This is a genomic window from Pantoea sp. App145, from assembly GCF_047947045.1.
Taxonomy (GTDB): Bacteria; Pseudomonadota; Gammaproteobacteria; order Enterobacterales; family Enterobacteriaceae; genus Pantoea.
The window spans coordinates 127,130-146,169 of sequence record NZ_CP133291.1; the positions used below are offsets into that span (position 1 = coordinate 127,130).

The 19,040-nt window shown below is 56.8% G+C and carries 19 protein-coding genes and 1 pseudogene; 14 read left to right on the top strand and 6 right to left on the bottom strand.

What is annotated here, in order from left to right:
* Positions 1-41 precede the first annotated feature (41 nt).
* From RCF31_RS20495 to RCF31_RS20505, 3 genes are read left to right on the top strand one after another with little or no spacing between them, the layout of a single operon-like run.
* Positions 42-578, top strand: coding sequence for a tetratricopeptide repeat protein (locus RCF31_RS20495; protein ID WP_416413783.1), 537 nt, complete (start codon positions 42-44; stop codon positions 576-578).
* A gap of 54 nt (positions 579-632) precedes the next feature.
* Entirely contained in the window at positions 633-1,121 is a 489-nt protein-coding gene (locus tag RCF31_RS20500; protein WP_299451132.1) for an RNA polymerase sigma factor, read from the top strand.
* On the top strand, positions 1,118-1,918 hold the full coding sequence (locus tag RCF31_RS20505; protein WP_416413644.1) for an anti-sigma factor family protein: 801 nt from the start codon (positions 1,118-1,120) through the stop codon (positions 1,916-1,918). The genes RCF31_RS20500 and RCF31_RS20505 overlap by 4 nt, the downstream gene beginning before the upstream one ends.
* Positions 1,919-1,921: 3 nt before the next feature.
* Here RCF31_RS20505 and RCF31_RS20510 read toward each other — a convergent pair whose 3' ends face one another.
* The gene (locus tag RCF31_RS20510) at positions 1,922-2,683 is read right to left on the bottom strand and encodes a dimethylarginine dimethylaminohydrolase family protein (RefSeq protein ID WP_416413645.1); all 762 of its coding nucleotides are present in this window, start codon (positions 2,681-2,683) and stop codon (positions 1,922-1,924) included.
* A 55-nt stretch (positions 2,684-2,738) separates the two neighbouring features.
* The gene (locus tag RCF31_RS20515) at positions 2,739-4,454 is read right to left on the bottom strand and encodes an ABC-F family ATP-binding cassette domain-containing protein (protein ID WP_416413646.1); all 1,716 of its coding nucleotides are present in this window, start codon (positions 4,452-4,454) and stop codon (positions 2,739-2,741) included.
* A 373-nt stretch (positions 4,455-4,827) separates the two neighbouring features.
* On the opposite strand from RCF31_RS20515, the gene RCF31_RS20520 reads away from it, so the two are divergent.
* Entirely contained in the window at positions 4,828-5,769 is a 942-nt protein-coding gene (locus tag RCF31_RS20520; RefSeq protein WP_416413647.1) for a bifunctional helix-turn-helix transcriptional regulator/GNAT family N-acetyltransferase, read from the top strand.
* On the opposite strand, the pseudogene RCF31_RS20525 reads toward RCF31_RS20520, so the two are convergent.
* Positions 5,762-6,007 (bottom strand): annotated as a pseudogene (locus RCF31_RS20525) (DeoR family transcriptional regulator); the annotation flags it as partial. The gene RCF31_RS20520 and the pseudogene RCF31_RS20525 sit on opposite strands and share 8 nt — an antisense overlap.
* Before the next feature lie 272 nt (positions 6,008-6,279).
* On the opposite strand from RCF31_RS20525, the gene RCF31_RS20530 reads away from it, so the two are divergent.
* The gene (locus RCF31_RS20530) at positions 6,280-6,930 is read left to right on the top strand and encodes a LysE family translocator (RefSeq protein ID WP_299450879.1); all 651 of its coding nucleotides are present in this window, start codon (positions 6,280-6,282) and stop codon (positions 6,928-6,930) included.
* 24 nt (positions 6,931-6,954) lie between these two features.
* Positions 6,955-7,782 (top strand): substrate-binding domain-containing protein, encoded by an 828-nt coding sequence (locus RCF31_RS20535; protein WP_416413649.1) that lies wholly within the window; start codon positions 6,955-6,957, stop codon positions 7,780-7,782.
* 86 nt (positions 7,783-7,868) lie between these two features.
* Here RCF31_RS20535 and RCF31_RS20540 read toward each other — a convergent pair whose 3' ends face one another.
* The gene (locus RCF31_RS20540; RefSeq protein WP_416413650.1) at positions 7,869-8,654 is read right to left on the bottom strand and encodes an SDR family oxidoreductase; all 786 of its coding nucleotides are present in this window, start codon (positions 8,652-8,654) and stop codon (positions 7,869-7,871) included.
* Positions 8,655-8,706: 52 nt separating this feature from the next.
* A complete protein-coding gene (locus RCF31_RS20545; RefSeq protein WP_084880868.1) occupies positions 8,707-9,603 on the bottom strand; it encodes a GntR family transcriptional regulator in 897 nt (298 codons plus the stop codon).
* Positions 9,604-9,788: 185 nt separating this feature from the next.
* Between RCF31_RS20545 and RCF31_RS20550 the strand changes: the two genes are divergently transcribed.
* The 7 genes from RCF31_RS20550 to RCF31_RS20580 are packed head-to-tail and all read left to right on the top strand — an operon-like array spanning position 9,789 to position 16,475.
* Positions 9,789-10,601 carry an ABC transporter substrate-binding protein gene (locus RCF31_RS20550; RefSeq protein WP_416413651.1) on the top strand — a complete coding sequence of 271 codons (813 nt, stop codon included), beginning with the start codon at positions 9,789-9,791 and terminating at the stop codon, positions 10,599-10,601.
* 30 nt (positions 10,602-10,631) lie between these two features.
* Positions 10,632-11,357: an amino acid ABC transporter permease gene (locus RCF31_RS20555; RefSeq protein ID WP_084880870.1), complete on the top strand. Its 726-nt coding sequence runs from the start codon at positions 10,632-10,634 to the stop codon at positions 11,355-11,357.
* Positions 11,354-12,100 (top strand): amino acid ABC transporter ATP-binding protein, encoded by a 747-nt coding sequence (locus RCF31_RS20560; RefSeq protein WP_299450890.1) that lies wholly within the window; start codon positions 11,354-11,356, stop codon positions 12,098-12,100. The genes RCF31_RS20555 and RCF31_RS20560 overlap by 4 nt, the downstream gene beginning before the upstream one ends.
* Before the next feature lie 13 nt (positions 12,101-12,113).
* Positions 12,114-13,289, top strand: a complete 1,176-nt coding sequence (locus RCF31_RS20565; protein ID WP_416413652.1) for a M20 family metallopeptidase — start codon at positions 12,114-12,116, stop codon at positions 13,287-13,289.
* Complete coding sequence (locus tag RCF31_RS20570; RefSeq protein ID WP_416413653.1) at positions 13,286-14,386, top strand: mandelate racemase/muconate lactonizing enzyme family protein; 1,101 nt, start codon at positions 13,286-13,288, stop codon at positions 14,384-14,386. The genes RCF31_RS20565 and RCF31_RS20570 overlap by 4 nt, the downstream gene beginning before the upstream one ends.
* A complete protein-coding gene (locus tag RCF31_RS20575; RefSeq protein ID WP_416413654.1) occupies positions 14,373-15,542 on the top strand; it encodes a M24 family metallopeptidase in 1,170 nt (389 codons plus the stop codon). Before RCF31_RS20570 ends, RCF31_RS20575 begins: the two co-directional genes overlap by 14 nt.
* Before the next feature lie 9 nt (positions 15,543-15,551).
* Positions 15,552-16,475, top strand: a complete 924-nt coding sequence (locus RCF31_RS20580; protein WP_416413655.1) for a dihydrodipicolinate synthase family protein — start codon at positions 15,552-15,554, stop codon at positions 16,473-16,475.
* Here RCF31_RS20580 and RCF31_RS20585 read toward each other — a convergent pair.
* Positions 16,459-17,535 (bottom strand): glutamine amidotransferase-related protein, encoded by a 1,077-nt coding sequence (locus RCF31_RS20585; RefSeq protein ID WP_416413656.1) that lies wholly within the window; start codon positions 17,533-17,535, stop codon positions 16,459-16,461. The genes RCF31_RS20580 and RCF31_RS20585 overlap by 17 nt on opposite strands.
* A 68-nt stretch (positions 17,536-17,603) precedes the next feature.
* Here RCF31_RS20585 and RCF31_RS20590 point away from each other — a divergent pair, with 68 nt between their 5' ends.
* Positions 17,604-18,812, top strand: a complete 1,209-nt coding sequence (locus tag RCF31_RS20590) for a pyridoxal phosphate-dependent aminotransferase (protein WP_416413658.1) — start codon at positions 17,604-17,606, stop codon at positions 18,810-18,812.
* The last annotated feature ends 228 nt before the right edge of the window (positions 18,813-19,040 follow it).

Below are 19,040 nucleotides of genomic sequence, written 5' to 3' on the forward strand. Positions count from 1 at the left end.
CACTGGCCGCCTTATTCCATGCCACTTCGCGAGGTTCAATGATGAAAACGATCAACTCTGTTCGCTGGTTGGTTCTGCCTGCCTTGTTACTGGCCCTGCACGTACCAGGTGCATGGGCGATGGGGGATGATGACAGCAACAGTAAAACGCCGGATTGTCCGAAAGGCCAGGTGTACGACAGCAAATCGAAAAGCTGTGTGCCGGATAAAACCAGTTCACTCAGCGATGAGGACAAAACCAACTACGCCTACCATCTGGCCAAAAAAGGAGAGTATCAGGCAGCGCTGAATCTGCTGGATACGCTAAAAAATCCCAACACCAAAGAAGCCTGGAATTACCGGGGCTACGCCACACGTAAGCTGGGCCGCACAGATGAAGGGATGAGCTACTATCAACGATCAATCGCCATCGACCCACATTACGCCAAAGTGCGTGAATATCTCGGCGAGGCCTGGATGATCAAAGGTCGTCCCGATCTGGCGAAGGAGCAGCTTGCCGTCATTAAAACCTTGTGCGGCGTAAGCTGTGAAGAGTATCGCGACTTGCAGGCCGCGATTAATGGGCATCCGGAGTCCTGATAGCGGTGTTTAGCGGAGGGTGGAAAAATCACCAGCACTGAAGTCCGACAGCATCTGGCGACACATCTGGCGCGCTTATGGCGTTACGCCATGGTGCTGTCACGTAACCGTGATGTGGCCGAAGAGCTGGTGCAATCCACCTGTGTGCGGGCGCTGGAGCGCAGTGCGCAATTCACGCCCGGCACGCGCATTGATCGCTGGTTGTTTAGCGTGCTGCATTCTGTGTGGATCAATGAATTGCGCGCCCAGCGGGTGCGTATGGGACAGGGTTTTGTCGCCAGTGATGAACTGATCGCCCCGGATCATCAGCAACTTAATGAGGAACGCATGCAGTATCTCAAGGTGATGCAGCGCGTTGGACAGTTGCCGGAGGCGCAGCGCAATGCGGTGTTTCTGGTATATGTCGAAGGCTTTACTTACCAGGAAGCGGCTGAGACGCTGGCCGTGCCGGTGGGGACGATTATGAGCCGCCTGGCTGCGGCGCGCACCACGCTGGCCAATGCCGTCAATGTCGGGTCTTCGGCACAGGAGAAACGTTTGTGACTGCGATCCGCTTTACTTCACCTTATCCGGATGAAGCTATCGTTGCCTGGCTGGATGGCGAAATGCGCGCGGATGACGTCCAGGCATTTGAGAAGGAACTGAAACGCAGCCCGGCGTTATCTGCCCGTACCGCAGAACTGATGAAAAGCAATCAACCCTTTGCGGAAGCGTTTGGTGTGATGCTGGATCAGGCCCCGGAACAACGTATGCAGCAGCAACTGGCACAGTTGCTGGCGCAAACGCCGGCGCTGCCCGAGCGGCGATCGGTACAGGTGAGTCGGCGGGCGTTAATCGCGGCATCGTTGGGTTTTCTGCTGGTGGGAGGGAGTGTCGGCTATCTGCTGCGTCCGGTGACACAACCGGATGAAAGCGCAACCATCCGTGAGCTGGAAGCACAATATATGTCGTTATACAGCCCGGAAACGCTGGCGGATGTCGATAACTCACCACAGGTACTGCAACACGCGCTGGCACGCACCGCGCGCGATCTCGATCTCCATCTGACGCTGACGCAACTCGCGTTACCGGAAGCGGATCTGAAAAGCGTCAGAATGCTGCGCTATGACGATGCGTTGATCAGCCAGATTGCCTGGAACCATGACAGCTATGGTCCGATGGCATTGTGCATTTCACGTCAGGATCCGCAGCCCTCCAGCACACTCAACCAGGAAAAACGTCACGGTATGAACCTGGTGTGGTGGCATCGTGACGGTTATCAGTTTGTGTTGATAGGACGTAATCCGGCGGAGCAGTTGATGAAAACCGCGACCTTGCTGAGTCGCGGTTTGCAGGTGTAAACGTCAGAAACGCAGTGAAAGGCAAGTCAGACCGCCGTCCATCTTACGGATTTCACTGGTATCCAGTTCAATAATCGGCATATCCAGCGTGCGCAGTTGTGCCAGGGTTGCCGGATAACCCGTCGGGGTAATTAGCGTGCCGTTAATCAGCAAAGTATTACCGGCGTAGATTTCTTCGTCGGGAATAATCAGGTGCTGATAGTGGGAGAATTGCGGCAGGCGGGCGAACTTTTCTGTCGAGATCAGGGTATTTTTACCGACATAATTGATCGCCGATTTAAGATGCAAACCTTCGTCAACTTCAACAGACGTGACACTGTAACCGTAAGGTTCCACCAGACTGGCAAACTCGCTGATACCGGCTTCATTGGTGCGGGTCGTCAGTCCGATATAAAACGCCTTATCGATTAACATGACATCACCGCCTTCGAGCGTTCCGCGCTCGCTCATCACTTTCAGCGGACGAAAATCCTTCAGCACCGCTTTGATTGATTCGACTTCGCCCGCCCGCTGTGGCGCGCCAGGATGGGTTATCACCGCCAGTTCCGGTACGATTACCGCAGTATCCTCGACAAAATGCGCATCGGGAAAGTCCGCTTCTGCGGGCAGCAGTGTCACCTTCAGTCTGAGCGACAGCATGGCGTTCAGATAATCCCAGAATTGCCTGCGGGTGAGTTCCGCATCCGGTGCGCCGAGAGAGGCGGTGGTCAGCCCTGCCGCGCAATTGTCAGCAGGGAGTCTTGCAATGATTTGAGTAAAAGCCATCTGTCATTCCTTTAATAATGGTTGTGCCTGACAATCAATCTAACTTGCAGGTGACTCACAGTAAATCAAGCCGCGCATGCAACACGGCGATCTGCTGTCGCCACTCCTCCTGAAGCGCCGGTTTCTGGTGTTTTGGCTTACGGCTGAGGTCATCAGCCAGTTTTTGCTGTAAATCCAGCAAGGTTGCCAGCAGGGTATCTTCGTCGTGGTCCAGTGTATCCGCAACCTGAGACATGCCTTGCCTGCACGGCTGTACAGGTTGGTCAACCCCCAGTTTGGCTGTCATGGCGGGTAGATCCTGACACTCGGTAAGCTGCTGTTGATCAATCAACCAGAATCGATTGCAGCTCTGCTCCATCAGTAAACGATCGTGTGTGATCAATAACACCGCACCAGTGAACTGATTTAGCGCTGCGGCCAGCTCCTCTTTGCCTGCGATATCAAGATGGTTTGTCGGTTCATCCAGTAACAATAATGAATAGCGTGCGAGGGTCAATCCGACAAACAACAGCCGCGAGCGCTCTCCGCCACTGAGTGAATCCACCCGTTGTTGATGGCGCGCATAAGGGAAACCGGCGGCGATCAGCGCCATTTTGCGCTGGTCAGTGCTGAGAGAGACGAAAGGCATCAGCGCATCGCTTAAGGTAGCGTCATCCGCTACCTGCATCAGATTTTGATCGTAATAACCAAGCCGGACACGGGGATGAAACATGCCAGACGCTGGCTGCTGCCAGCTCTGCCACAGATGACGCAGCAGGGATGATTTACCTGAACCGTTGCGGCCAGCCACGGCGATGCGATCGCCACTTTTCACCTGTAAAGCCGGTAATCTGAACAACACCGATGCCTGCGGGGCCGGGCGCACCGTCATTTCCGGCAGTGCCAGCACGCGATCGGCATCCAGCGCTTCTCCCTGCAATTGCAAACGCCAGGGGCTGCCGTCGGTGAGGGTGGTTTGTGCTTCCCTCAGCCAGTCAACCCGTTTCTCCATCTGCTGCGCTTTGCGTGACAGACCTTCGTTATCATAGGTGCGCCCCCAAATCGCCAGCCGATGCGCGCTTTTTGCCAGCCGATCGATCTCCTTCTGCTCGCTGTGAAAGCGTTGCGCATCGGCTTCATCCTGCTCCGCCAGGGCGGCACGCGCGGCGCTACAGGGCAGGTCAAAGAACTGCAAAGTTTTATCCCGCAGCATCCAGCTGCTGGTTGTCACGCGGTCCAGCAGGGTACTGTCATGCGACACCAGCACAAAGCTGCCATTCCAGCTATTGAGGAAGGTTTCCAGCCATAGCAACGTGGGGAGATCGAGATGGTTGCTCGGTTCATCCAGCAGCAACAGATCGGGTTGCTGAATCAGCGCACGAGCCAGCAACAAACGCATATGTTGGCCACCACTCAGGGTTGCGGCGGTTTGTGCTTGCTGGTCCACGCTGAATCCGAGGCTGTCGAGCAGAGCTTCCGCACGCCAGCGTTCACTCAGTTGCAGCGAGGGGGGCAGCTGCGCCACTACGCTAGCCAGTAGCGTTGCCTGTGCAAGTGACGGTGGCAGGTGTTGCTCAATTCTTGCCAGTAAACAATGGCTGGCCTGCACGATATTACCCCTGCTGACATCCAGTTCGCCGCTGAGGATTTTTAGCAGGGTACTTTTGCCGCTGCCGTTTGCCCCCAGCAGACCAATGCGGTCGCTTTTTTGCAGACTAAAAGTGATGTTGTGAAAAAGGGTGCCGAAGGCATTATCAAAGCCGACAGCCTGTGCTGATAGTAAAGTGCTCATGTGCTTACTCATAAGTTGCAGGCGCAAAAAGGCCTGACGTCAAACAACGCTGACGACAACCCGGTAAGCCGGAGGGAAGGGAGTTAAATTTTCAGTGACTTCGCTCAGGACGCGGATTATCGCAGCACGATACCGGTGACGCCTGAGTACGGCCAATTACTATAGAGGTGTGAGTAAATAAACAATTCACACGTCAGCATAGTAATCCTCCTTAGTTATCAGTGGGTGAAGGGAGGGAATGACTATTGATACCTTCTTGTCTCTTTTCAGACAAGACGTTTTTACTGCTTAATGCACAACCCAGTACGCCCTTGACAACTTCACCTGCAAAATGGTTGTATTGTACAACCTTATTTCATGCCGAATGCTAACCATGACCGATCCCACCCTTATCCAGACGATCCGTGCTTCATCGCGCCTGATGGTGCGCGAGCTGGGATTTATGAACACCACCCTGGCGGCGACCGAATATTCTCCCTCGGCGGTGCATACCCTGCTTGAAGTTGCCAGCCATGACGGGATGACCGCCGCGCAGCTGGTACAAATCCTTGGGCTGGAGAAGTCCAGTGTGAGCCGTATGCTGGGCAAATTGATCAAAGCAGGCGAATTAACCGAAGTGCCATCCACCCAGGATGCTCGTGTGAAGCAACTGGTGCTGACCGATCAGGGAAAAATCACGGTTGCCAGAATCAATGAATATGGCACCAGCCAGGTCATCACTGCGCTGGCGCATCTCACGGGGCAGCAACAGCAGGCGGTTGCTCAGGGATTAGCGTCCTATGCCGGAGCATTGAAAGCGCGCCGCGATCAGGCTGAAATGGGGCCGGAAATCGCCATCACCACGGGTTATCAGCCCGGCTTGATAGGCCGGGTCGCGGAAATGCATGGTCGCTACTATGCACAGCATCATGGCTTTGGCCACTTTTTTGAAGGCAAAGTGGCAACAGGTCTGGCGGAATTTGCCGGTCGGTTGGATGTGCCACGCAACCAAATCTGGGTCGCCAGCCAGCAGGGGAGTATTGTTGGCTCGGTTGCCATCGATGGTGAGGATCTGGGAAATAATCAGGCGCATCTGCGCTGGTTTATTCTCGACGATGGCTGCCGTGGGGCGGGTGTCGGCAGAAAGTTACTGAGTGCCGCGATGGCCTTTTGTGATGCGCAGGCATTCTCTGCGGTTCAGCTCTGGACATTCAGCGGACTGGACGCCGCCCGCCGTCTGTACGAATCCTTTGGTTTTACCCTGACACAGGAGTGGCAGGGCGACCAGTGGGGAAAATCCATGCTGGAACAGCAATTTACCCGCGAGGCTAAATAACCGTTATCTGTTTTTGCGCCAGTAATCGCGCCATCGCGTCATCAAGCGGATCATCAATGATCAGCGTGCTGGCAAGCGACAAATCGCCAATCGCGAACGCCGAAGCGGAGTTCATTTTCTCTTTCGATACCATCACCACGGTCTCGGCCGCTCTGGCAGCCAGTGCTCGCTTCACGCCAGCCTCTTCATAATCTCCTGTGGTGAGGCCGGCGGTTTTATGCACGCCGGTCACGCCCATGTTGCTGCAACACCTGGCATTGCGCCTCAATACGCAGAAGAATCGGTGAGCATTTTTAGCGACGCGATTTATCGTGCAATTCTGTGCAGGGCGTTGGAAAACCCCGCGTGATAAATCACGCCGCAACAACCCGGTGCGATATTTCACTATGGGGGCAATATCGCAGCGTTACAGAAAGTCTCCTTATCCGGGCATCTTTTTCTGTTCTGCGATGCTAGATTCCTGTTGCGGGTTGGTTAAAATCAACCTTTAGTCACTGACAGGAGCGCTCCATGCTGGACATCACCCACTTTCCTCTTTTTCTCGCCTCAGTCTTTTTACTTTGCATAACCCCCGGTCCTGATCTGGCCTACGTGGTAGGGCAAAGCGTGGCGAATGGGCGACGTTCCGGAGTGATCTCGGCTGCAGGCGTGGCGTTAGGCAGTTGTACTCATGCGGTTGCCAGTGCCATTGGCCTCACTGCCCTGATTGCCGCCTCGCCGCTGCTATTTACGGTGATTAAATATATTGGTGCTGCCTACCTGCTATTTCTCGGCAGCAAAATGGTGTGGGGGACGTTTGTCAGCCGTAGCGCCGCACAACAGGCTGGTGAGGCTGCCGTCAAAATGCCTGTCAGTGCGCGTAGCCTGTTAACTCGCGGGCTGATTACCTCGGTGACCAATCCGAAGGTGTTGCTATTTTTCATCGCTTTCTTCCCACAGTTTGTCGTGGTTGACGGCGATCACCATGCGCAATCTTTCCTGATCCTCGGCCTGACTTACGCCCTGGTGGGTTTAACCACTGATACCCTGTTTGCGTTGTTAGCCGGTGGTGCCGCCAGTGCAGTGGCGAAAAACGCCGCGATGCAAAAGTTACTGGATCGGGTGGTTGGCGTCACCTTTATTGGTCTTGGGATTCGTCTGGCCTTAACCCGTCGTGGTTAAACCTGATTGCAGAGGGAGCCTTTCATGACAAGAAAGCACAATATCATCGGTATCGTCAGCGATGAGTTCGCTAATCCCAACAGCGTAAAAATGCTGAATGAAGTGACGCGACAACTGAATGCGCGTGGATGTTTGTCATTGTTGCTCAACGTTACTTCGCGCGAGCATTATCTGTCGTTACTCCGTCAGGCGACTGAACTGGGCGTTAATGGATTGATTTTCCTCACCTCCCTTTATCACGAAGAGCCATCACCATTCCCGGCGATCTGGCTGAGTGGGGAGAACGCGCTCAGGGCGGATAACTATGATGCCGGTGCTGAGATTGGTCGTCTGCTGCTGGCGCAGGGGCATCAACGTTTTGGTGTTATGCACGGCGAAGATCCCGCAACCGAACCGCGCCAGATGCAGGGTTTTGTCGCGAGCTTAGCCGCTGCCGATAAAACCCTCGATCAGCGACTGATTGCCGGTAACAATGATCGTGAACTGGCTTATCAGGCGATGATGGCATACCTGAAAAAAACGCGTGCTGCTGAACGTATCAATGCGCTGTTCTGCGAAAATGACGTGCTGGCTTTCGGTGTCATGCAGGCAGTGCGCGATTTTGGTCAGGGTGTGCATATTGGCGTGGTGGGTTTTGATGATGTCGACGAGGCTCGCTCTCCGACCTGGCATCTGACCAGCTGGGCGCAGCGTGGTGATTTGCTGGTGGCTGAGGCGTTAAATCGCTTGCTGGATAACAAGGCAGATGACAGTGCGGCGTGGCAGCAGGGCGAATTGCAGGTGCGTCATTCGCATCATGGCAAACATGTGCACGGTGAGATGTCAAAGTGCGGCTGTGCCAGCCGTCATTGATAACGATTGCGCGATAAATCGCGCCGCTACAAAACCCCCACCGGTCCGTAGCGGCGCGGTTCATCGCGCTCTTTTGATCTTACTCATCAAATTGCATCAATCATCCCGCCATCCACTCGCATCACCGTGCCAGTGATGTAACTGGCTTGTTGGCTAGCGAGAAACGCCGCAGTGGCGCCGTATTCTTCGGGTGCACCATAACGGCCCGCTGGAATGCCCTGACGGCTTTTCTCCGCTACGGCGTCCGCGGTGCTGTTTTCACGTTTCGCCTTGATGGCATCCAGCTGGCTGACGCGATCGGTAGCGATGCGTCCCGGCACCAGCACGTTAACCGTTACACCATCCGCCGCCACTTCACGGGCCAGGGTTTTTGACCAGCCGAGTAAACTCATACGCAGGGCATTGGACAGCGCCAGATTAGGGATCGGGGCAATCACGCCAGACGAAGTCGAGGTGATAATACGACCCCAGCCGCGCTGGCGCATGGCGGGCAGCACTTTGTCCGTCAGCTGAATCAGTGAGGAAACCATCAGGGAAAACTGCTGCTGCCAGATACCGGCATCAGTGCCCTGAGCAGTGGCAGGAGGCGGACCACCCGAGTTGTTGATCAGAATATCAATATCGCCCCAATGCTTGTGGATGTCGTTCAATACATCATCAAACTTCTCGGGCGCAGCCAGGTCGAGCTGCCAGGCCTGCGCGGTGCCGCCTTGCTGCTGGATCAGTGCTACCGTTTCTGCCAGCTTTTCCTGGTTGCGGCCGGTTACCGCGACTTTTACCCCTTCCTGCGCCAGAGACAGCGCCATCGCCCGGCCTAAACCACTTCCCGCACCACACACCAGCGCGACCCGTTGTTGTATTTGCAAATCCATAAACCACTCCTGATTGTATTTTCAGGATCATGATGTGCAAAATTGATGCCGATTATTTGCGTGGCCGCTTAATATTTACCTGGTCATAGGCAAATTGCAGATGTTGCTGCATCAGGCTGGCGGCCAGTTCCTGCTTGTTTTCTCGTAATGCATCAATGATCGCCACATGTTCTTCACACCATTCTTTGACGCGGCGCTTGTTATGGTAGCTGCCAAATTCCATCAGACGACGTAAGCGGTTTTGCTGCTGAATCGCCTGCAACACAAACAGATTGCCGCTGGCTTCCGCCAGTAGCTCATGAAAGGAGGCGTCGGTTTCGAAGATGTCCTTCGCCGGGACCTGGGTGATATCCGGGTGAGTAATCAGCCACAGATGCTGTGCACGCAACCTTTTGAGTAACTGGCGATCGACATGTAAATGCGGCGTCAGCAGGGCGGCGGGTTCAATCATCAGGCGGAAACCGTAACTGTTGCGCAAAGCCACATCCGAGTTCAGCGTTTGCAGGAAGCGCCAGCCATGCCCGGCATTACGTGCAATCAGGCCATCTTCCGACAGCTTCACCAGGGTGCGCGTCAGTATCCCGCGGTCCACCTCATAGCGCTGCACAATTTCGGTCTGGGTGAAAGACTCAGGCAGCGTACCGGCAATACGATCGCGGACCAGCAATTCATACAAATTCTGATCATTACTTTTGGGTTGTTCGATACTCAGCTGTTGCAGTTCATCGGCGCTCTTTAACAGAAAGAAACCCTGATTGGGCCGGGCTTCCACCGCACCGAGGCGGGTCAGTTCTTTTAATCCGGCACGTACCGGCGTGCGCGAAACGCCCAGCGCATCGGCAAGATGTTGTTCACGTAAATGATGACCTGGATCGAATCTTGCTTCATATATCAGGTCAAGGATTTGCCGGGCTATCCGGCGACTGCTCGCAGTTGAGTCAGGCTGCATGGAGAACGTTCCCTGAAAGTGTATTGTTGTGGTCTGAATATACAATAACACGGGAAAAGTTTTGCAGCGAAATAAAGCAGGAACTGCACGATAAGCGTGCAAGTGCACCAGGAAGGGACGTGTTTTTGTCATCATGATTGTATTTGTTGATTCATAAAATCCAAAATATTAACCAGGAGACGACTATGTCCAGCTCGTATTTCACCCCTAACCGCCTGCGCGGATTGATGTTCACACTGGCGCTGCTGCCACTTGCCAGCCATGCCGCAGGGGAAAGTGTTACCCCCGGCAAACTGACTTATGGCACCGCCGCCACCTTTATGCCGTACGAATTTGTCAAAGACGGCAAGCTCACTGGCTTCGATATCGACCTGATCACGGCACTGAGTAAAGAACTCAAACTCACGCCTGCGCCGATGGCGATGGAGTTCAAAGGACTGATCCCGGCCTTACAGGGCAATCGCCTCGACATCATCAACTCAGCGATGTACGTCAACCCGACCCGCGCCACCCAGGTGGATTTTGTGCCTTACCTGAAGATCGGCAGCCGCGTGGTGGTGCGTAAAGGTAATTCGGCTGGCATCACCGGTCGTGATATGTCGCTGTGCGGCAAAACCATCGCCGTTACTCTGGGTGGCATCGAAGAGAGTCAGGCGCGGGTGGACAACAAAAATTGCGTGGCCGCCAGCAAAGCCGCGATCAACGTGCTGACCTTCCCGGCGGCCACTGACTCTGCGGTTGCCGTTGCTCAGGGCCGCGCTGATGCAGAATTCCTCTCTACGCCGGGCACCCTGGCGCTGTTCAGCGAGAAACCCGGCATGTTCGAAGCGGTAGGTCCGGAATTTGAAGCCGATACCCATATCGCCTTTGCCGTGCGTAAAGGGGATGCCGAAACCAAAGCACAGCTGGAGAAGGGCCTGCAAAGCCTGGTGAAAGATGGCACCTACAAGCAACTGATTGAGAAATGGAACTTCCCGGATTCCGTTGCCATTTTTTAATGCTTTTTAAGCCGTTAACCGGAGATAGCTATGTCGATTGATTTAATGTGGCAGTACTTCCTTTCCCCTGAGTTTTTGCAGGGTGCGTGGATGACACTGCTCATCACCCTTTGCTCACTGTTGTGTGGCGTGGTGCTGGGTCTGGTACTGGCCCTGCTACAGGAGGCTCCTTTTCGCGCCGGAAAGGCCCTGGCCTTTTTCTACCTGTGGCTGTTTCGTGGCACGCCAGTGCTATTCCAGATCATCTTTGTCTACAACGTGCTGCCAGGCTTCGGCTTACGCTTCTCCGCGTTTACCTGTGCAGTGCTGGCGCTTTCGCTCAATGAAGGTGCGTATATGGCTGAGATACTGCGTTCCGGTCTCCAGGCAGTGAAAAGCGGGCAACGTACCGCCGGTATGGCGCTGGGTATGACCAACGCGCAGATCATGCGCAAGATCGTGTTACCGCAGGCGGCACGCATTGTACTGCCACCGATGGGTAACCAGATGATCAGCATGCTGAAATCGAGTGCGCTGGTGTCGGTGATTGCGGTGCAGGAGCTGCTGCTGGTGGCGAATCAGGCGGCCAGCGCCAGTTTCCGCTACTTCGAAGCGCTGTGCGCTGCCGGTATCTACTATCTGCTGCTGACCACGCTGTTCATGATTTTCCAGTCATGGCTGGAGCGCACCCTCGACCCGAAACAGCGCCGCCGCAAAAGTCAGAAAGCACAATCCCATGAAATGAAGTTGCCTAAACCTGCCCGGGAGGTGTCATGAACCAGGAACGTAAACCGCTGCTGGAAATGATCGGCATCGATAAAACCTTTGGTCGTCAGACCGTACTGAAAAACTGCTCGCTGAGCGTGAATCGCGGTGAAACCGTGGTGCTGATTGGCCCGTCCGGTTCGGGTAAATCGACGCTGCTGCGTTGTGTCAATTTGCTGTCCCCGGCTGACAGTGGCGATGTGTTTTTTGCCCGGCAAAACATCAGCCGTGGCGAAGTTCCGCCGCATCAGCTGCGCCAGCGTATTGGCATGGTGTTTCAGAACTACGAGTTGTTTTCCCATCTCACCGCTGCGGAAAACATCATGCTGGCCCCGATGACGGTGCTGGGCATCAACCGCATTGAGGCGCGCAAACAGGCCGAAATGCTGCTGGCAAAGGTGCGTATCAATGAGCGCGCCGATCACTTCCCGGATGAGCTTTCCGGCGGCCAGCAGCAGCGTGTGGCGATTGCCCGCGCGCTGGCGATGAAACCCGAACTGATGTTGTACGACGAACCGACCTCAGCGCTGGATCCGGAAATGATCCGTGAAGTGCTGGATGTGATGGCGGAGCTGAGTGCCGAAGGCATGACCAGCATGGTCGTAACCCATGAAATGGGTTTTGCCCGCCGCGCTGCCAATCAAATCTTGTTTATGGAAGAGGGCGAAATTCTCGAACGCGCCAGCGCCCAGGACTTTTTTACCGGCCAGGTCAGCGAACGCGCCAAACGTTTCCTCGACCAGATCTTACATTAATAGCGGAGTACCTATGAGTAGTTACCAGGCAGACAGTGTGCGCATGAAGCGGGATCTTACCGCACTGGTCGCCATCAATACCGAAAACCCGCCCGGTCACGAACGTGAGGCCGCCGAGTGCGTAGCAGGCTGGCTGCGCGAAGCGGGTTTTGACCTCTCGTTTAGCGAGTATGCGCCAGGGCGCACCAACGTGATCGCGCTGCTGAAAAACGGCGACGGCCCCTGTTTTGCCTTTAATACCCACCTCGACACCGTCCCGGCCGGGACCGGTTGGTCGAGCGATCCCTTTACCCTGACCGAGCGTGAAGGGCGTTTATACGGTCGTGGTGCCTGTGATGCCAAAGGCCCGCTGGTGGCGATGGTGGAAGCGCTGCGCATGCTGGCGGCGAACCGTCACAGCTGGTCCGGCACGCTAATGGGCGTGTTCACGGCGGATGAAGAAGTGGCGAGTGAAGGGGCGAAGTTTTATGTGCGCGATCAACCGCCCGCTATCGATTTTGCGGTGATTGGTGAACCGACTTCTAACGCGACCTTCTCGGCCCACAAAGGCAGCCTGCGTCCGCGTGTGCGGGTGAAAGGCGTGACGGCGCATTCCGGTACGCCGGAGTTGGGTATCAACGCGATTTACCAGTCGGCGAAACTGCTCGGGTTGATCGAGGAGGCGCATCAGCAGCAGGTGCGCTGCCGCTGCCACGCGCTGGTGGGCAACGCCAGTTTGACCGTCACCCGTGTGCATGGCGGGCACGCCGATAACGTGGTGCCGGATAACTGCGAACTGCTGCTGGATCGCCGCATGGTGCCTGGCGAAGACGAAACAGAGGTGAAAGCGGAGCTGCAACAGTTGCTCGATCACGCCAGAGAACAATCCGGTGTTGAGGCGGAAATCATCGCCTGGCAACCGACCACCGGTGGCGCAACCGAAACTGACAGCAATGAAGCCATTGTGCAGCACAGCCTGGCAGCCTGCCGTCGGCATGGTCAGCCTGAACCCGGCCCGTTTGGTTTCCAGGGCGGCTGTGATTTGGTGCATTTCCGTACCCTCGGTGCCAAAGGTGTGGTGGTCGGCCCCGGCGCGCTGGCGGTGGCGCATAAGCCGGACGAGTTTGTCCCGGTAGAGGAGTTTATCGCTGCGGCTTACATCTATCTCGATATCGCGCTGGCGATGCTGCCTGCGGAGGCTCACGCGTGAAGGCGCAACTCTGGCGCGGCGACCTGCATTACGCCGGGGTGACGCTGCATACCGCAGCTTCCGGCGCGGTACATGCGCTCGATACCCTGTGGCTACAGCTGGAAGATCAGGGTGTGCAGGGCATCGGAGAAGTGCGACTCAACATCGCTTATCTGCATGGCTACAGCGAACAACAGGTGCTGAACAATCTGCTGGCGACGCTGGCGCAGTGGGACTGGCAGGCCGATGCGCACAGCATGCTGGCCGCCGTGCACGCCGAGGATAGCCCGCTGCTGGCTCCGTCACGCATGGTGCTGGATATGGCGCTGCATGACCTGCTGGCACGTCAGCAGGGCGTCAGCCTGGCAGCCTGGCTGGGTGCACCAGCCGCGGCATGGGGTTTCGCCACCAACCAGACGCTGTTCTGGGGCAGCGAAACGCAACTGTTGGCTCAGGCGCAAGGCTATGTCGAACGCGGTTTTACCCAGTTGAAACTGCGCACCGGGGTGGCGGATTTCGCCACCGATCTGGCGCGTTTACAGGCGTTGCGCGACACCTTCGGTGACCAGATCTCACTGGCGATCGACGTTAACGGCCAGTGGTCGCTGGCGCAGGCCCACCAGGCGCTGCCGCAATTGGGTGAACTTCAGCTGAGTTATATCGAGCAGCCGCTGGCCGTCGCTGATGACCGGCATCTGGCGGAGCTGTACCCGTATGCCATCCCGATCATGCTCGACGAAAGCCTTAACAGCAACGCGGCCATCGATCGCCTGATCGCTGCCGAAGGGGCGCTGTGGGGCCATCTCAAGCTGGTCAAATTGGGTGGACTGGCACCGACGCTGGCAGCGGCACGACGTCTGCAAAAAGCAGCGGTTCCTTTCATGATTGGTCAGATGAACGAAGGCCATGCGGCGACGGCAGCGGCGTTACAGCTGTGCCGCGTGCTGCAACCGGCGTTCGCCGAACTTTACGGCGCTGATGGTTTAACCGATGACCCGGTCAGCGGCCTCGCTTATGCCCACGGCCAGGTCGCCGTGAATGATTCTCCCGGCCTGGGTGTGCAGTTTTCTGCCGCCCGCGCCACTTTCCTCCAGGAGTTTAGTGATGCAACAGCTTAATAATGTGGTTCAGGGCAGTGAATCCGCCTTCAGCGCGGGCGAGTATGCACTGCGTATTCAGCGCACCCGTGAGCGTCTTAGCGCCGCCGGTGTCGATGTGATGATCGTCACCGGGCCGGAAAATATCTTCTGGCTCACCGGTCAGCAAACCCCCGGTTATTACACCTTCCAGGCGCTGCTGCTGCCGGTAGAAGGGGATCCGGTGTTTGTGATTCGCCAGCTGGAATACTTCAACTTTATCGCCAACACCTTTATTTCTGACGCCGCCATCTATCAGGATGGCGATAACCCGGTGGATTTTCTTGTCGGCATGTTGCAACAGCGTGGCTGGCTGAATAAGCGCATCGGGCTGGACAAACGCGGCTGGTTCCTGCCGATTGCTGTCTACGAACTGCTGCAAAGCAAGCTCGGTACCATCGCCGACACCGCAGGGGTGATCGAACCGCTGCGTGCGGTGAAGTCTGCGGCAGAAGTGGAAAAAATCGCCACCGCGGCACGTTATGTTGATGCGGGTATGCGTGCCGGTATGGCAGCGATTCGCAGCGGCAGCGATGAAAACGCGCTGGTGTCCGCGATGATGGGTGCCGCCATCGCGGCCGGTTCTGAATATGTCGGGATGGAGCCGCTGGTGTCCACTGGACCACGCAGTGGTGTGCCGCACGGCACCTGGCGTCGTCGCGTGATGCAGGATAACGAGCCAGTATTCCTCGAAATGGCTGCTGCGCATGATCGCTACCACGCTGCGCTGATGCGTTCGGCGTGGATTGGTCGCCCACCGGCGATTGCGCTGGAAATGGAAAAAGTGTGCCAGGAAGCGTTGCAGGCGGCACTGGATGCCATCCGTCCGGGTGCCACCTGTGCCGAGCCGCATATCGCCTGCCAGAAAGTGATCGATCGTGCCGGTTTCACCGAACATTTCAAAAAACGCACCGGTTATTCCATCGGTGTCTCTTTCGCACCGGACTGGGGCGAAGGCGGCATTCTCAGCCTGTACAGCGGTGTTACCACCGAATTGCAGCCAGGCATGACCTTCCATATTCCACCGGCCCTGCGCATTTACGGCGAATTCACCGTTGGCGTCAGTGAAACCGTGGTGGTCACGGAAACCGGTTATCGCCAGCTTGGCAGTCTCTCTCGTCCATTAACTTTGCTGTAAGGAATTTCCATGAAAGATATCAACGAATGCCGTGAACGCCTGCGTGGCATTTTCAACATCACCGTCACGCCGTTTGCGGCTAACGGCGCTATCGACTTCGCTGCCCTGCGGGAAAACATTGAGCGCGTCATTGGTCTTGGTTATGACGGCATTCTGATTGGCGGGACGTATGGCGAGTTTCCGGTGATGTCACTGGCCGAGCGCCGTGAATTGTTCCATCAGGTGATGGATTGCGTGCAGGACCGTATCCCGGTGATGCTGTGCAGCGCCAGCTCAGACCCGCGTGATGCGCGTGAACTGACCATTCTGGCGGGCGATTTGGGTGGTTTACCGATGGTCACTGCACCGTACGTCAGCGAAATCACCGACGCACAAATCCTGTCTTATTTCAAAGAGATGGCACCGTTATCTAAAACCGGCATCCTGGTCTACAACGCACCGGGCATTGGTATCACGCTGTCACCCGCTTTGCTGGAGCAACTGGCGGATGTCACGGGTGTGGTGGGGATCAAACAGGGGGATCTTAACCCGACCGCCATCGACCAGATCGCCAACCGCCTGCGTGGACGTCTGCGTCTGTTCTGCGCCTCGGACCTCGCGTTCTTAGGCCCGATGATGGCTGGCTTTGACGGTATCAGCACCACCAACAGCGGGGCGCTGCCGGAGCTGGTGTTGGCGACATTCCGCGCGGTGGAAAAAGGCGATGCGGGCACAGCGCGCGATCTTCATCAGCTGTGGTACGACTACCGTGCCCTGGCGCGTCAGCACGGTCAGCCGCAGTTGGTGAAAGCGGCAATGGCGTTGCGTGGCTTTAACGGTGGTCGCGTACGTGCGCCGTTGCTGGATATTTCTGCCGAAGCCCAGACAGCGCTGACCAGCGTGATGCGCAAACTGGCCAGCGATGCGCGTACCGGCGTTACCCTCGCTGAGTAAGCGCCGCCTGTAGAAACGCGGTGAGCAGCGGGTGCGGGGCGTCCGGACGCGATGCCAGTTCGGGATGGCCCTGCACCCCCTGCCAGAACAGATGATCGGGCAGGGTTATACCCTCAACGATATCGTCGGTCTGCGCGTTGACCTGCACGCCACTGGCGCTGAGTTGAGCAAATAACTGCGGATTAAAGCGATAACGATGGTTGTAGTGCATGGCACCGTCATGAAATGGCAGCACCCCGCAACGGTGATGACCATCGGCGAAGGCGACAAAGCTGTGCAGTGCCGCATCGGGGGCGACCTCCGCCAGAATCGCCTGTTCGCACGCTGGCTGCTGGCGCACGGCAGCCGTAGCCATGCTCTGCATCCCGAGACACAGCCCGAGGGTGGGGAGTGGGCGGGTCACCGTGGCTTGCGCGACGCGGATTTGTCCCTGTACCGCCGCCATTGATGATCCACCCGGCAGCAGCACGCCATGCAGCCCCTCCAGTTCATCCAGGCTGGCGGAGAGCGAGGCGGGTGGCAGGAAGTGGATGTCGAGCGTCAGATGCAATGCGGATGCTGCATCACCCAGCGCCGCCAGCGTGGCCGGATAAGCCTGACGATGGTCAGCTTCGCGGCCAATCAGGCCAATACGCAACGTGCTGGCAGGTTCAGCGGCTGGTGCGGTAGACCAGCGACCATAGTGGTCGGTATGCAGGGTGAGCAGCGGCTGGGTGTCATCGCGCAGTACCAGCGTCTGGCCGCTGTCGTGGCTGAACAGCCGGGTGCCAGGCAGCTCGACGATCGCAGCGGCACGCGCGGCAGGTAAGACGATCACTGCGCCAGCGTTCGGTAGCGAGTCGGCGCTGCTGACTTCCTGTTGCAGCGTATCGCTGCGATACAGGCCGCTGGTGACGCAATAACCGGCGGGAATAACGTGTTGATGGCTATCGGGCACATCGCCGCTAAAGCTGGGGCGCAGGCTCCATAACGGCAACCCGAGTTGATTAGCCCACAGGCTGGCGGTGACACCGTAACGGGCCGATAAGGGTGAATCATCGAGAATGAATATCAGTGACACGGCAATTTTCCTGCTGATGTTGGATGAATAATTGTATTAGTTGAATCATCAGATACAAAAGAGGATTTATGAATAACAGTCAAACGGCCCGGCGCATGCAGCGGGTACGACCTTCGCCAACCGCGACCATTTCTGACCAGGTACGTGAACTGGAAGCAGCGGGCAAAGCGGTGATCAATCTGGGCGAGGGGGAGCTGGATTTTGCCACCCCGGCGTCAATCAGCTATGCCGGCATCGAAGCCATTGTGCAGCAGCAAACCAAGTACACCGCCGTGACGGGTACCGCAGCATTGAAGGCGGCGATTGCCGGTAAATTTGCCCGTGACAATCAGTTGCAGTTCGCGCCAGATGAAATCATCGCCGGTAGCGGAGCGAAGCAGCTGATTTTTAATGCGCTGCTGGCGACGGTCGATGCAGGCCAGCAGGTGATCATTCCCGCCCCTTACTGGGTGTCTTACCCGGACATGGTCACGCTGGCGGAAGGTGAGCCGGTGATTGTTCCCTGCGCTGAAGCGGACGGCTGGAAGCTACAACCGGCGCAGCTGGCGGCGGCCCTGACGTCGGAAACGCGCTGGGTGATCCTCAATTCGCCGGGCAATCCAACCGGTGCGATTTATAGCGCCCAGGAGCTGCGGGCGCTGGCAGATGTGCTGTCCGATCATCCGCATGTGCTGATTATGGCCGATGATATCTATGAACCGCTGCGTTATGACCAGACACCGTTCGCGACCTTTGCCGAAGTGGCACCCCAACTGGCACATCGCACCCTGACGGTGAACGGCGTGTCAAAAAGCCATGCCATGACCGGCTGGCGTCTGGGCTATGCGGCGGGACCGCGCTGGCTGATTGCGGCGATGCAGGTGCTGCAATCGCAAAGCACCTCCAATGCCAGCAGCATCGCCCAGGCGGCGGCGGTGGCAGCGTTGAATCAACCGGCTGATTTTCTGCTGGGCTGGCTGGCAAAACTGGAACAGCGTCGTAACCAGGTGCTGGCGATGATCGCGGCCACCGACGGACTGAGTGCCAGTGCCCCACAAGGCGCATTTTATGTGTTTGCCAATTGCCAGGGGTTGATGGGGCGCCGTACGCCGGGCGGAGAGGTGATCAGCGATGATAAGGCGCTGGCCTCCTGGCTGCTGGCGGAAGCCCAGGTGGCGGTGCTGCATGGTTCGGCGTTTGGGACGCCGGGCTATCTGCGTATCGCCTATGCGGTGGACGATGCGCTGCTGGAAACGGCGTGCCAGCGGTTGCTGACCGCCTGCGCAAAACTGCGTTAGCATCAGGTCTTTGGCTTTGCGCGATAAATCGCGCCGCTACAAATGTGGCGGTAGCGGCGTGATTTATCACGCGTTTCAGAAACACTCCCGGCACCACTTTGATTACAACATACTACAACATCGACTAACAAAAACCGGCCACAGCGCCGCTGTATATCTGCTATTTAAGCGAAGCAGTAAATAAATTTTGGCCTGAATAAATACCGCACTGAAATTATCCACAAGTTG